Origin of the sequence: Niastella vici (assembly GCF_002077945.1) — a bacterium.
GTDB classification, from domain to species: Bacteria; Bacteroidota; Bacteroidia; order Chitinophagales; family Chitinophagaceae; genus Niastella; species Niastella vici.
Window position 1 is genome coordinate 1 of the sequence record NZ_LVYD01000085.1, and the last position, 14,112, is coordinate 14,112.

12 protein-coding genes are annotated in these 14,112 nt (G+C 47.3%); 6 read left to right on the forward strand and 6 right to left on the reverse strand.

Annotated features, from left to right (window positions below; translation table 11 throughout):
- Nucleotides 1–119: 119 nt before the first annotated feature.
- The 3 genes from A3860_RS33445 to A3860_RS33455 form a co-directional block, all read right to left on the reverse strand.
- Nucleotides 120–758: a hypothetical protein gene (locus tag A3860_RS33445; RefSeq protein WP_143774395.1), complete on the reverse strand. Its 639-nt coding sequence runs from the start codon at nt 756–758 to the stop codon at nt 120–122.
- Between the two features lie 317 nt (nt 759–1,075).
- Nucleotides 1,076–2,713, reverse strand: a complete 1,638-nt coding sequence (gene groL / locus A3860_RS33450; RefSeq protein ID WP_081154880.1) for a chaperonin GroEL — start codon at nt 2,711–2,713, stop codon at nt 1,076–1,078.
- Between the two features lie 47 nt (nt 2,714–2,760).
- On the reverse strand, nt 2,761–3,051 hold the full coding sequence (locus A3860_RS33455; protein WP_081154881.1) for a co-chaperone GroES: 291 nt from the start codon (nt 3,049–3,051) through the stop codon (nt 2,761–2,763).
- 40 nt (nt 3,052–3,091) lie between these two features.
- On the opposite strand from A3860_RS33455, the gene A3860_RS41775 reads away from it, so the two are divergent.
- From A3860_RS41775 to coaE, 5 genes are all read left to right on the forward strand, one after another.
- Entirely contained in the window at nt 3,092–3,319 is a 228-nt protein-coding gene (locus A3860_RS41775) for a hypothetical protein (RefSeq protein WP_081154882.1), read from the forward strand.
- A 77-nt stretch (nt 3,320–3,396) separates the two neighbouring features.
- Nucleotides 3,397–4,377, forward strand: coding sequence for a transcription antitermination factor NusB (gene nusB, locus A3860_RS33465; protein WP_081154913.1), 981 nt, complete (start codon nt 3,397–3,399; stop codon nt 4,375–4,377).
- 39 nt (nt 4,378–4,416) lie between these two features.
- Nucleotides 4,417–4,860, forward strand: a complete 444-nt coding sequence (locus A3860_RS33470; protein WP_081154883.1) for a DUF1573 domain-containing protein — start codon at nt 4,417–4,419, stop codon at nt 4,858–4,860.
- A 47-nt stretch (nt 4,861–4,907) separates the two neighbouring features.
- Nucleotides 4,908–5,249 (forward strand): preprotein translocase subunit YajC, encoded by a 342-nt coding sequence (gene yajC / locus A3860_RS33475; protein WP_081154884.1) that lies wholly within the window; start codon nt 4,908–4,910, stop codon nt 5,247–5,249.
- Between the two features lie 176 nt (nt 5,250–5,425).
- Complete coding sequence (gene coaE, locus A3860_RS33480) at nt 5,426–6,019, forward strand: dephospho-CoA kinase (RefSeq protein WP_081154885.1); 594 nt, start codon at nt 5,426–5,428, stop codon at nt 6,017–6,019.
- A 2-nt stretch (nt 6,020–6,021) separates the two neighbouring features.
- Here coaE and A3860_RS33485 read toward each other — a convergent pair whose 3' ends face one another.
- The 3 genes from A3860_RS33485 to A3860_RS33495 form a co-directional block, all read right to left on the reverse strand.
- On the reverse strand, nt 6,022–6,990 hold the full coding sequence (locus A3860_RS33485) for an MBL fold metallo-hydrolase (RefSeq protein ID WP_081154886.1): 969 nt from the start codon (nt 6,988–6,990) through the stop codon (nt 6,022–6,024).
- 194 nt (nt 6,991–7,184) lie between these two features.
- The gene (locus A3860_RS33490; protein ID WP_081154887.1) at nt 7,185–9,221 is read right to left on the reverse strand and encodes a glycoside hydrolase family 127 protein; all 2,037 of its coding nucleotides are present in this window, start codon (nt 9,219–9,221) and stop codon (nt 7,185–7,187) included.
- Between the two features lie 246 nt (nt 9,222–9,467).
- The gene (locus tag A3860_RS33495) at nt 9,468–10,658 is read right to left on the reverse strand and encodes a pyridoxal phosphate-dependent aminotransferase (protein ID WP_081154888.1); all 1,191 of its coding nucleotides are present in this window, start codon (nt 10,656–10,658) and stop codon (nt 9,468–9,470) included.
- Nucleotides 10,659–10,952: 294 nt separating this feature from the next.
- On the opposite strand from A3860_RS33495, the gene secDF reads away from it, so the two are divergent.
- Nucleotides 10,953–14,000 carry a protein translocase subunit SecDF gene (secDF, locus tag A3860_RS33500; RefSeq protein ID WP_081154889.1) on the forward strand — a complete coding sequence of 1,016 codons (3,048 nt, stop codon included), beginning with the start codon at nt 10,953–10,955 and terminating at the stop codon, nt 13,998–14,000.
- Nucleotides 14,001–14,112 lie beyond the last annotated feature (112 nt).

Genomic DNA, 14,112 nt, shown 5'->3' on the forward strand with positions numbered 1-14,112 from the left:
TACTTTTTAAGTTGCGCTCAATGTAACCCCGGCAAATCAGGGAATAAGGGGGAACCTGTTCAATAAAGCATTCCTCACCGCGGGAGGAATGCTTTATTATTTCTTATTTTATTCAGCCTTTACTGCCCCGCCAGCAACTCATTATACTTCTTCACCACCTGCACAAAATCATCCGGGCTGTGCATTTTAAGCTGGTGAGCGGCGATGAACTCGGCAACCGGTTGCTTTTTATCGGAAAATTGCTCAGGCAGGGCAACCCGGTCGGCTGGTAACAGCGTGAGGGCGCCATTTTGATAGAGATAATAATATTCAACTTCTTCCATGCGGCGGCTGATGCGGCCATTCACCGTGACGATCTGTTTTTCTTCTATAATATTCCGGGCAGGGAGGCGAAGCAGGGAGGCTTTACCCTGCCACAACAGTTGAAAATACGTGCTTTCTGATGTTTTATCAGTTTGCGGAAAACCGCGGCGAAATAGCAGGGAGTCCTTGTTTTTGGGATACATTACAAATTCCTGCACCTTGCTTTCAGCGGCAAAGGCACTTCCGTTGAACTGCATCAGCAGCATGTTCTTCAAACAATCGAACTTCAGCTTGAACTGGTTCACGGTACGGCCACTGGTGAATCGCACCACCCCTTCGCACCAGTCTTTTAATAAATAAGGATTTCCGGATATGTCATTCAGGTCGTCTTCTTTGGCTATTTGACCAAGGGCGCACTGGCTCAGCAACAGCAAACACCAGGCTATATGTTTCATGATGGCAATTTTAGTTGTGTATAAGGTACGAATTTTTAGCTTCATTGTATGCTTATCAATTTCCTGATGCTGTTTAACTCTACAAAAAGGCGCCAATCTTCAAATCACCCACCATGCCTTGCTTTATATGCCGTTCCTGTTCGTGAACTCGAATGTTTGCCGCCAGCTTCCTTCAGAATTCGTGGTCACCCACGCTCATCCCATCTCTTTCCCCCAAGCGCAAAAAAAAAATCCCGTCCGGCATAACCGAACGGGATACTATTTTGAGGTAAGTGCCGAAAGCATTTTCATACCTCCTGCTTCTTACTTCATATTTCTTAATAATCCATGCCACCCATACCAGGAGCGCCACCGCCATGTACATGGGGTTCTTCTTTCTTCGGTTTGTCGGCAATTACACACTCAGTAGTGAGCACCATACCGGCAATTGAAGAAGCGTTTTCCAATGCAATACGGGTAACTTTTGTAGGATCAATTACACCGGCGCGCAGCAGGTTCTCATATTTCTCAGTGCGGGCATTGAAACCATAATCGTTCTCCCCTTCTTTTACTTTTTGTACCACGATGCTTCCTTCGATACCGCAGTTGGCAACGATCTGACGCAGCGGCTCTTCAACTGCACGTTTTACAATTGCAATACCGGTGTTCTCATCTTCGTTGATACCTTTCAGTTTATTTAAACCGGCAATTGCACGAATGTAAGCTACACCACCGCCAGGTACAATACCTTCTTCAACCGCAGCGCGGGTTGCATGCAGTGCATCATCAACGCGGTCTTTCTTCTCTTTCATTTCAACTTCTGTTGCAGCACCTACGTACAGTACAGCTACACCACCGCTTAATTTAGCCAGGCGTTCCTGTAATTTTTCTTTATCGTAGTCTGAAGTAGTTACTTCAACCTGAGCTTTGATCTGGTTTACGCGGGCTGTGATCTCATCTTTTTTACCTTTACCACCTACGATAGTAGTGTTGTCTTTATCGATAGTGATAGAAGCAGCCTGGCCTAAGTAAGTGAGGTCGGCGCCTTCCAGTTTGTAACCTTGTTCTTCGCTGATAACGATACCTTTGGTAAGGATAGCGATATCCTGCAGCATTTCTTTACGACGGTCGCCAAAGCCTGGTGCTTTTACAGCAGCCACCTTCAGGGTACCACGCAGTTTGTTCACTACGAGGGTAGCCAGTGCTTCGCCTTCCAGTTCTTCTGCAATGATCAGTAAAGGACGGCCGCTTTGTGCTACTTTCTCCAGAATGTGGAGGATATCTTTCATCGCGCTGATCTTTTTGTCATAGATCAGGATGTAAGGATTCTCCAGTTCAGCCTGCATTTTTTCGCTGTTGGTAACGAAATAAGCAGAAGTGTAACCGCGGTCGAACTGCATACCTTCAACCACTTCTACAGTAGTATCGGTACCTTTTGCTTCTTCTACAGTGATAACACCTTCTTTACCTACTTTAGAGAAAGCTTCGGCGATGAGTTTACCAATGTTTTCGTCGTTGTTGGCAGAGATAGAAGCTACCTGTTGGATCTTTTTGCTGTCGATACCTACAGTTTGTGATTGACCTGCCAGGTTTTCGATAACAGCTTCAACAGCTTTATCAATACCACGCTTTAAATCCATGGGGTTAGCACCAGCAGCTACGTTCTTTAAACCTTCGCTGATGATAGCCTGTGCCAGAACGGTAGCAGTTGTGGTTCCATCACCGGCAATATCAGCGGTTTTAGAAGCAACTTCTTTTACCATTTGTGCACCCATATTTTCAATGGGATCTTCCAGTTCAATTTCTTTTGCTACGGTAACACCATCTTTAGTTACTGAAGGAGCACCGAATTTTTTCTCCAGCACCACGTTGCGGCCTTTGGGACCTAAAGTCACTTTAACGGCATTGGCCAGTGTATCAACACCCTTTTTCATCTTGTTACGGGCATCAATATCGAAGAAAAGTTGTTTTGCCATATCTTGGTTAATTTGAATTTTTACGTATTAAATATAAAGTCGGAGGTTTAAACAATTGCCAGGATGTCGCTCTCACGCATGATCAGCAGGTCATCACCTTCAATCTGGATCTCGGTACCGGCATATTTGCCATATAAAACGATATCCCCAACCTTAACAGTAACCGGCTCATCTTTTTTACCAGGACCGGCAGCTACAACCGTACCACGTTGAGGCTTTTCTTTAGCAGTATCAGGAATAATGATACCACCGGCGGTTTTTTCTTCCGCTTTAGCTGGTCTAACAATTACCCTGTCATGCAGCGGGGTAACGTTTATCGCTTCTACTTTCTTAGCCATAGTGTATTAATTTTTGATTTTAGATGATGTAATAGAGGATATGAATTTTCCAACAAGTGTTGGTCATCCCTGCCAAAAAAGCCGGGCGGCAAAAGTAAACGAATTTTATACCAATCCTTCCCCACAGGTCATTTTTTCAGCGTTTTTGGCAAACTATGGCAGAAACTCAAACAACCGGGCAGCCCGATTGTTCACCCATGTGCCATTTTTGCAGCAACCGGCCCCTTTCTCTAAAATGCTATCGTTGAACAAGAAATGGAGAATATGATAAAGTTCATAAACACGATTTTGGGGGTACCCCGTAAATCATATAGCTTTGTGCCCTCAAAAACAAGTTCTTGCAAGATGATCAGTAGAAGAATTATTCGTGTGAAGGTTATGCAAACCATTTATTCTGTAGAAAGTCAGGTTGCAGAATCAGGCGGAGAAATGCCTTCCAAGCCTGTTGACACCGTGAAAATTTTACAGAAGCATTTTGATCAAACCCGGCAGCTTTTTATTTATTTGATCCATTTTCTCACTGAGGTGGCCCGCTATGCGGAAACAGACGCCCGCAACCGCGCCTCCAAACACCTGCCAACCAAAGAAGACCTGAACGTTAACATCAAGCTTGCCGGTAATGAATTGTTGTGGAAGATCCTTGATCATCCTTCCTACAAACAAGCCGTAAAAGACGATAAACCTGAACAATTGATAGATGCAGACCTGCTGCGTAAAATCTACCTTGAACTGGTTGAATCGGAAAAATACCAGCAATATATCTCTATACAGGGCCGTGATAAGAAAGAGGAGAAAGAGATGCTGGAGTTCATATTTGATACCCTGTTGTTACCAAACGAAACATTTACCAGTTATATAGAAGAGTATTTTTCGAATTGGGACGATGATGCCGATATGCTGGTAGTGCTGATGCAGAACTTCCTGAACAAACCTGCAGCTTACAACTTTCAGGAACTGCTGAGCAAGGAAAAATGGCAATTTGCCAAAAACCTGCTGCAAACCACACTTGAGAAAAAAGAACTGGCGCTTCAATATATAAAACCCAAACTCAAGAACTGGGACCCCGACCGTATTGCCGCCCTCGATATGATCCTGATGCGGATGGGCGTGTGTGAATTCCTGTTCTTTGAAACCATTCCGCCCAAGGTTACCATTAATGAATACATTGACCTGGCCAAAGAATACAGTACGCAGCAAAGCGGCCAGTTTGTAAATGGGATCCTGGATAATATTCATAAGGACCTGGTACGGGATAATCAAATGAATAAAGTAGCTTTTACCCCGAACGCGGCGCCGGCATCGCCATCAGCGAATAAACCTTCCTGATTGGCATCCATTAATTAGATTTGCAAAAATTTATCCTTGATGAAATACTTTTTGGCCCTGATCACTGCAGCCATTTTTGTTGGCTGTGATTATGCAGACAAAACGCCGGCTTCGGGTGTTACAGAACTGCCCAAAGAAGCGTTTGACAGCACCAAGTTCACGACGATTGAATGGATCGATTCAACCAAAGACTACGGTAAGATCACCTTAGGACAAAAACTGGATGTATCTTTCCGTTTCAAGAACACAGGCGATAAACCCCTGATCATCCGGAGCGTTCGGCCAGGTTGCGGTTGTACCGCCGCCGAACCGCCCAAAGAACCTATAGCGCCGGGCGCCGAAGGAGTCATAAAGGCTACCTTTAACAGCGAGGGCAAGGAAGGACATAACAGCAAGGATATTTTTATAGATGCCAATACCAAGGGCACCCAGAACCATAAGGTGCATTTTGATGTTGAAGTAGAGAAAGCCGCCAGTAAATAGGTAATTGGCAGTACGTCAAATTAACAAATTTTCAAATTTCAATAACAATGACAGATTTAGTTATTTTTCTGCAGGCCCAGGGTAACGGAGGAGTGTTGCAACTCGTCCTGTTAGTTGGTATGATCCTCGTATTCTGGTTATTCATGATCCGCCCGCAGGCCAAAAAGGCAAAACAGGCAAAATCATTCCAGGAAAATTTACAGGAAGGCGATAAAGTGGTTACCATTGCCGGTATCCATGGCAGAGTGAAAAAGATCAATGTAGATGGCACCTTCGACCTGGAAACCAGCCCCGGCAGCTATATGAAAGTGGAAAAAAGCGCCATCTCTATGGAGATGACAGCAAACGTGAATAAAGCCACTACTGCTGCTGCTACACCAGCAAAATAATTCCCACCCCTGCCCCCTAAAGGGGAGGATGGAAAATACCAGAGGCCCCTATCGGGGCCTCTTTTTTGTCCCGGAAAGAGTCGTCAATCGGCTTGCTTATAGCAAGCGCTAATGTATCATGGAATTTATTAACTCCCCCTTCAGGGGGTTGGGGGGTATTTTCCTAACTTGCTCATATGACTTTAAGAATTGGCCTAACCGGTGGTATTGGCAGTGGCAAAAGCACCGTTGCCAAAGTATTTGAAACCATGGGCATTCCCGTGTATTATGCCGACGATGCCGCCCGCCGCATCATGAATGAAGATGAGCAGGTACGGCAACAGATTGTAGCGTATTTTGGCCCTTCTGCTTACAAAAACAACCAGCTCGACCGTCAGTATATAGGCAGCCAGGTATTCAACAATAAAGAAAAACTGGAATTCATGAATTCCCTGGTGCACCCGGCCACCATCAAGGACGCCGAACAATGGATGCACAAACAAACCACTCCCTACGCCATCAAGGAAGCAGCCATCATCTTTGAAAGCGGCACCCAGGACCAATACGATTACATCATTGGCGTTTCGGCCCCTACTCCATTACGAATATTGCGCGCCATGAAACGCGACGGTTCCTCCCGCGACCAGGTACTGGCCCGCATGAACAAACAGATACAGGAAGTGATCAAAATGCGTTTATGCGATTTTGTTATTTATAATGATGAACAGCAGGCCATTATACCGCAGGTAATTAAAATACATAATGCTTTGGTGCTGGAAACACAGGAATGAAATCAGCTGATTAGCGCATTGCTCTTCCTGCCCCGGTACACCAACCACGCCGTCAACGCCAACACCGCTACCCCCGCGGCCACAGCTACGCCCGGCGTTAACCGGTTGATCTTCTGCGGCACATAGGTTACCCCGCCCTCGTCGGTTACCGCCGCTTCTTTAGTGTACCGGCCATGTACCGGCACCGCCAGCTCCCTGAAATTATCGGCCAGTTTGTGGAGCATTTTCCGCATTTCTTCCCCCTTCATCACCTGTCCATGCCCAGTAGCCACTGTTTCCGGTTCCAACGTAGCCAACTCCTGTACCGAGCGGGCAGCTGCCGGCCAGTCGTAGGTAAAGTACCGGGGTGGCCCGGTCAGGATCTTGCTTTGCGTCATCACCGACCAAACCGATTCCTGGCGGGTAGTTACAAAGGCATCGCCGGCCAGCAATACGCGGTCTCTTTTTCTGAACAAACTGATATGCCCCGGCGAATGACCCGGCGTATGAATGTACTTCCAATCAGGTAAGAATGGCAGACTGCCATCCTGTGGCAGCAATTGGATATGATCACTGATGTTGACCGGCCCCGTAGGAAATACCGGCGAAACCACCGATACCAGTCCACCCCCGGCCCAGGGATCGGCGGGCGGATAGGCCGAAAGCCCGGTGAGATAGGGCAATTCCATCAGGTGGGCAAATACCGGCACGTCCCATTCCCGCGCCAGCTCCATGGCCGATCCTACATGATCAAAATGCCCATGGGTTAAAATAATGGCAGCAGGTTTTGAATCGGGCCAAAAAAGATTATCGGCGAGTTCTTTGATCTTCGAAGCTGAGCGCTTAAGGCCGGCATCGACCAGCACCCATTTTTTTTCAACAGCATTATGAATGAAATACATGTTTACATACCCATCGCGCACGCCCCAGATGCCGGGCGCTACCGTAAACCAGTTTACATTCATCACTGATCGCATCGTTCCGCTTTTCATTGGTGACATTTTTATAATTGGAAGAAATAGTTATGGTACTACTTATTTCAATAAATAAAATCTGTGCCAGCGGAAGGCCGAAGTAAGAATTAAGATATAAGAAGTAAGAAAGGGTGAATCTTTCTGTAAGGAAGACTCACCCTTGTTATAAAGTTGTTACCGGTTCTTTCTCCCCCCTTCAGGGGGGTTGGGGGTTACTTGTTTTCTATCGGTTGTAAGGTTTGTTCGCCTATTATTTCAACATCTTTCACTTTTACCGGGAACCATACCATCATTTCCCCTTTGCCGCGGTTGGCCCAGGCATAATAGGGAATAGCGGTCAGTGTTTTTCGACTGGTTGATACCGTTTGCGCATTTTCATCAACTGTGATCACCGGCACTTCGCTTTGCAGCACTTCCACGCCATTCAGCAGATTGGGTTGGAACCGGGCCTGGAACGTTGCATTGGATGGAATGAGGATATTGGCGGCTTTGCCATTGTTATCGGCCCATTCGGCACAATAGATCAGTGGTCCGCGTTGCAGGGCCACCTTGCCCTGGTCGTCTTTTACCTTTTCATTGGCTACCACCCGGCGCACATCCATGGGCAGGTCAACCTTTAGCACATCACCTTTCTTCCAGGTGCGCTTTATTACAGCATAGCCTTTTTCAATAGTATACTCAACCGGTTGCCCGTTTATAGAGATGGCGACCTGGCTGGTCACATTATCACTAAAAGCATACAGGTTGGAAGGGATGGCTTCATTACGCGCCCAGCCCGGGATACGCACCAGCAGGCTGAAGGCATCTGTTTTCTGAGGCGTTACCGTAAAGCTCAGCGCCCCCTCCCAGGGATAATTATTCTGTTGTACTATTTGCACCGGCTTGCCATGCACCTGCATGGTGGCTTTGCCTGATACAAACAGATTAATATATACCGCATCGGCTTTCTGTGCATACACATAACCCGGAATTGATGGGATCAACCGGGTAAGGTTGGTGGGGCAGCAGGAGCAATCGAACCAGCCCGAACGCTCGGGTTCCATCGCATGGTGCGAAAAATGGTTGGTGATCTGCATGGCATTGGTATAGAAAAAGGATTTGCCATCGAGGCCGAGGCCGCTGATCAAACCGTTGTACAATTGCTTCTCCAGCACATCCATATATTTGGAATCGCCATGCAGCAGGAACATGCGATAATTCCAGTACACGCCCGCAATGGCGGCACAGGTTTCATTATAGGCGGTGCCATTGGGCAGCTCATAATTCTCCCCATAGCGTTCACCGGCCGGAATAGCGCCGAGCCCGCCCTGTACATAGATCTTTTTGCTTACCATATTCTGCCAAATACTATCAACAGCCTGTAACAACTTTTCATCGCCGGTAAGGGCCGCCACATCGGCTACGGCCGAATACAAATAGCCTGCCCGAACGGCATGGCCCACTGCTTCGCGCTGATCAACAACGGGAATCTGGTCCTGCCAGTAAGAACCGTTTTTCCAGGAGTCTTTACTTTTTACATCGTAGCCATTGTAATGGCCACGTTCTTCCACAAAGAATTTGGCTGTATTCAGGTATTCGGGTTTGCCGGTAATGCGGTACAGTTTTACGAGGCCCATTTCAACGATCTCATGACCGGGGGCTACATGCTTTTTACCGGGACCAAAAACTGAACATACCAGGTCGGCATTTTTCAGGGCTATATTCAACAGGTTCTTTTTACCGGTTGCATAATAATGGGCATAAGCCGCTTCGTATAAATGACCGCTGTTGTACAGCTCATGGCTAAGCTCGCGTTCTTTTACCCAACGTTCGGCGCCGGCCCAGGCATGGGGCTGCTGCGGATTGATGGTGCGGGCAGTGTACAGGTAGCCATCGGGCTCCTGTGCTTTGGCCACTATATCAATGAGGGAATCAATATAGGCTTCCAGCTTTTTATCGGGGAACAGGCTCAGCGAAAAGGAAGCGCCCTCAATGGTTTTGTAAATATCAGTATCATCGAAAGGAAAGGTGGTACAGAACTTTCCGGTATGGGCTGCGGCCATTTCAAAGTTCTTTACGCGGCCGGTGCTTTCGCAACGGGCAAAGGAAGCGGGGATGGTCACGGTGTGGTTCACCTTCATCCGGGGCAGCCAGAAATTATCGGTAAACTGAACGGCAGTAAAATTAACTGAATGAACGGGATAATCTTTTGGTTGGGCCAATACGGCATTGGCAGCAAGCATGGTAATAGCAAACAGGGATCTTTTCATTGGAAGCGCTCATTTTGTGCCCTTAAATATACGGTAAAAACTAATACCAACGCCGTATTTGTCGTATTGACACTAAATGTTATGGAAGCATACTATCGCGCATTGCCGAACAGCATTACCAAACGATGAACGTAATGCAGGCGCAACTGCAGTTAAATAGTAGCACCGGCGCCGGGTACCTAAAACAAAAACCCCGGCAACATACCTGTTACCGGGGTCATTATATACTTTTATAAGCTTGTATGCTTATTTCAGTTTCGCCAGTGCAGTTGAAATGCGCTTCCAGGCTTCTTCGATCTTCTCCATGCTGTTGGCAAAAGAGATACGGATGGCCGTGGGCTCACCAAAGGCACGGCCGGTAACGGTACTTACGTGCGCTTTGTTCAGCAGGTACATACACAGGTCATCGGCATCTTTAATAGTTTCCTCGCCATCGCTCTTGCCAAAGAAAGAACTAACGGTTGGGAATACATAGAACGCACCATCGGGCTCGGGGAAGGTAAGTCCGGGAATGGCGTTCATAAGCTCGATAACGCGTTTTTTACGACGCTCGAACTCTTTGGTCATTTCGAAAGAAGGCTTCAGGTCGGTAGTCAATGCTGTAATAGCAGCACGCTGCGTAATACTGTTGGTACCGCTGGTGAACTGTCCCTGTAATTTTTCACAGCCTTTGATCACATCAGGATGAGCGGCCAGGTAACCTAACCGGTAACCGGTCATGGCAAAACCTTTACTTAAACCGTTCAATACAATAACGCGGTCTTTCAGGTCTTCAAACTGTGCAATGCTTTCGTGTTTGCCAACGAAATTGATGTACTCATAAATTTCGTCGCTCAGAATATAGCAGTTCGGGAATTTGCGGAATACATTGGCCAGGCCTTCCAGCTCGGCTTTGCTGTACACGCTGCCGCTGGGGTTACAGGGCGATGAGAAAATGAACAGCCGCGTTTTATCGCTGATGGCAGCTTCGAGCTCGGCAGGCGTAAGCTTGTACTTGTTCTTTATAGAAGTAGGTACCAGTTTCACCACACCTTCGCCCAGTTTCACGATCTCTGAATAAGTTACCCAGTAAGGCGTAGGGATGATCACTTCTTCGCCTTTGCTCACCGTAGCAAAAACAGCATTGGCCAGGCTGTGCTTGGCGCCGGTTGAAACAATAATATTTTCAGGCTTATATGACAGGTTGTTATCACGCTTCAGCTTGGTACAAACCGCTTCACGCAATTCAGGATAACCCGCAACTGGTGTATAGTGGCTGTAGTTATCATCAATCGCCTTCTTGGCAGCTTCTTTAATATGCGTAGGCGTATCAAAATCGGGTTCGCCCAGGCTCAGGTCGATCACATCAATACCTTTGGCGCGCAATTCACGGCCCAACTTAGCCATCTTCAAAGTTTCCGGCTCGTTGAATAACTGTAAACGGGATGAAAGTTGCATACTAATTATTAGTTGATAGTTTTTTGTGCCGCAAAAGTAGTTAATTTGAAAATGCAGAATTTCTAAAATTTGATCCCAAACCGGTCGCCGGAGCGGGAAAACATATAGCCAGAAAAGTCAATTTGCCCTCAAATACGTCATTTTTCAATGTCGCCCGCCTGGTTTCTGACCCCAAAACCCCGTGAAACCCCCATAAAATCGGCATAAGGGGCGTAACTTGTAACGTGTAACCCTATTGTTTCTGACCGAAAACACTATCTTTGCCAACTCTAAAAAAATAAACGATACAATCCAATGAGAGCACTGGTTAGCATTTTTGCAGGTCTCTTGATTTTGATCTCTTTATACCAGCTTTCCTTTACCTGGTTCGTAAACCAGCATGAAAAAGAAATTGGTAAAAAAGCAGATGCTTATGTTAAGCGGACCTATCCTCTTACTCCTGCCCAGAAGTACCCCACCAACACCGAAGCCCGGGCCTATTACAAGGACACCGTGGACAATGCACGCGCCGCTTATAACGATAGCTTGCTGACTGCATCACATGACAAAAAAATTACCTGGTGGGGTCAAACCTATCAGAAAGCTAAAGAAAGCGAGCTGTTGCTGGGTCTTGACCTGCAAGGCGGTATCAACGTAACTATGGACATAGCCCTCGACGGTCTTATTAAAGGCCTGGCTAACAACCAAAAAGATCAGCAGTTACTGAGAGCCATCGCCAATGCGAAAACAAAGAAACTGACCAGTGATCAGAACTTTATCGATCTGTTTGCCGCCGCCTATCGCGAGCAGAACCCGGGCGCTAAACTGGCCCCCCTGTTCGTGAGTGCCAACAACAAACTGAGCGGAACCGCTTCTGACAACACGGTACTGAACTACCTTCGTGACCAGGCCACCGCCGCCATGAAACAAACCTTTCAGGTACTGCGCGAACGTATCGACAAATTCGGCGTTGCCCAACCCAACATCAACCTCGATGAAAACAAAGGTATCATCACGGTTGAACTGGCCGGCGCCAGCGATCCGGAAAGAGTTCGTAAATACCTGCAGGCAACAGCCCACCTGCAATTCTGGGAAGTATATACCCTGGAAGAGCTGTCAAACTCTGTGGTGAATGCTGCCAAAGCGCTCGACGACTATATGGCTGCCACCAAAACAGACTCAAACGGCGTGGCTGTAAAAGATACTTCGGCTTCCAGCAAAAATCTCCTGATCAGCAAGGTAAGGTTCCTGCAACCCTCAAGGGATGAGCAAACCGGTAAAGTAAATTACCCCTCTGCATTGGGTTATACCATGTTAGCCGATACCGCCACTGTAAATAGATACCTGAACATTCCAACTGTACGGAACAATTTCCCGGCCAACATCAAATTCCTTTGGGAAAAACAGGGCCGCGATGCTGAAGGTAAACTGCTTCCCGTGGTGAACCTGTATGCCATGAAAACACTTCCCGGTAAAGAGGGCGCTGAACTCGAAGGCGATGCTATTGAAGATGCCCGCCAGGAGTTTAACCAGGTTACCAATGAAGTGACCGTTGCCATGGAAATGAACCCCATCGGTTCTAAAAAATGGGCCCGTATGACGGAGCGGAATGTAGGCAAACCCATCGCCATTGTACTGGACGATATTGTTTACAGCGCTCCCAACGTAGTGCAAAAGATCGATGGCGGTCACTCACAAATTACCATGGGCCGTGGCTCTAAGAACCAGCAACTGGTTGTGGAAGAAGCCAATGACCTGGCCAACATCCTGAAAGCCGGTAAGCTCGAAGCGCCTGCCGTTATCGTTCAGGAGCAGGTGGTTGGTCCTACCCTCGGTGCACAAGCCGTAAACGGTGGTATTATGGCCTTCGGGATCTCCTTTATCGTAATATTCGGCCTGATGCTGGTTTATTATAATACCGCCGGTATTGTAGCCAACATCGCCCTCATATTAAACCTGTTGTTTACCATTGGGGTATTAAGCGCCCTGAATGCCACCTTAACAGCACCCGGTATTGCCGGTTTGGTGTTAACCATTGGTATGGCGGTAGACACCAACGTAATCATCTTTGAGCGCATCAAGGAAGAACTGTCGAAAGGTAATACCTACGCGCAGGCGGTTAAAGCCGGTTACCTGCGTTCTTTACCCCCGGTGCTCGATGCGCACATTACCACCCTGTTAACAGCGATCATCCTGTTCATTTATGGTTTAGGCCCCGTATTAGGTTTTGCTACCACCCAGATCCTCGGTATTCTGTTATCGTTGTTCTGCGGTATCCTGGTATCACGCCTTATTACTGATTTCTATACTAATAAGAACAGACACTTCATATACTTTACCGGTTTATCAAAACGCATTTTCAAACACGCCGCTTTCAAATTCATCCAGTACCGCAAAGTTGCCTACGGCATTTCGGCAGTAGTATTGTTGCTGGGTGTGGCTTCTTTCTTCCATGGTTTTAAATATGGAGTTGAATTCAGCGGTGGTAGAAGCTACGTAGTGAACTTTGGTAAATCAGTAAATGAACAAGAGATCGGACATGCATTGGAAAAAGTGTTTGGCGAAGCGCCCACCATCAAAACGTATGGCGGCCCCGATAAGCTGAACATTACCACCAACTACCGCGTAGCTGAAACCGGTATCACTGTTGATTCGGCCGTTCAAGGCACCTTATACAATGGTTTGAAAGCTTATTTACCCGCGGGTACCACGCCGCAGGATTTCAATAGCCGTTTGCTGGAAGGTAGTAATAAGGTGAACCCCACCATTTCAGATGACCTTAAGAAAGGCGCCCAATGGGCTACCTTCTGGTCAATGCTGATCATCGCCATCTATATCTTCATCCGTTTCCGCGACTGGAGATATTCAGTGGGAACCATTGTAGCCCTGCTGCACGACGTACTGGTAACCCTGGCAGTGTTCTCGTTCCTGAAAGACATTGTGCCCTTCCCGCTCGAAATTGACCAGCACTTTATTGCGGCCATTTTGACGGTGATCGGTTTCTCGATGAATGATACCGTGATCGTGTACGACCGTATACGTGAGTACAGCCATACCATGCATGGGGCCGATAAAACCACCATTCTTAATAAAGCCATCAACGACACCCTGAGCCGTACTGTTATGACGTCGCTCACCGTGTTCCTTACCATCCTGATCCTGTTCCTGGTAGGTGGCGAGGTAACCAAAGGTTTCGCCTTTGCCATGTTGATCGGTGTTATTACCGGTACTTACTCCTCTATCTTTGTGGCAGCGCCGATCCTGATCGACTTTGCCAAGGATAAACCGCTGGGTGAACCCGCTCCCGCTCAAAAGGCAGGAACCACCCCGGGCCAAAAACCGGCGTTAGCGAAGAAAGCCTAATAACTAAAAGATTGTTTATAAAAAGGCCCCCGTTACACCGGGGGCTTTTTGTTTGTTGGCAACAGAAGTAGGAAGTACGAGGTAAGAAGCTCGCGCATTTTGAGCGCTCCTA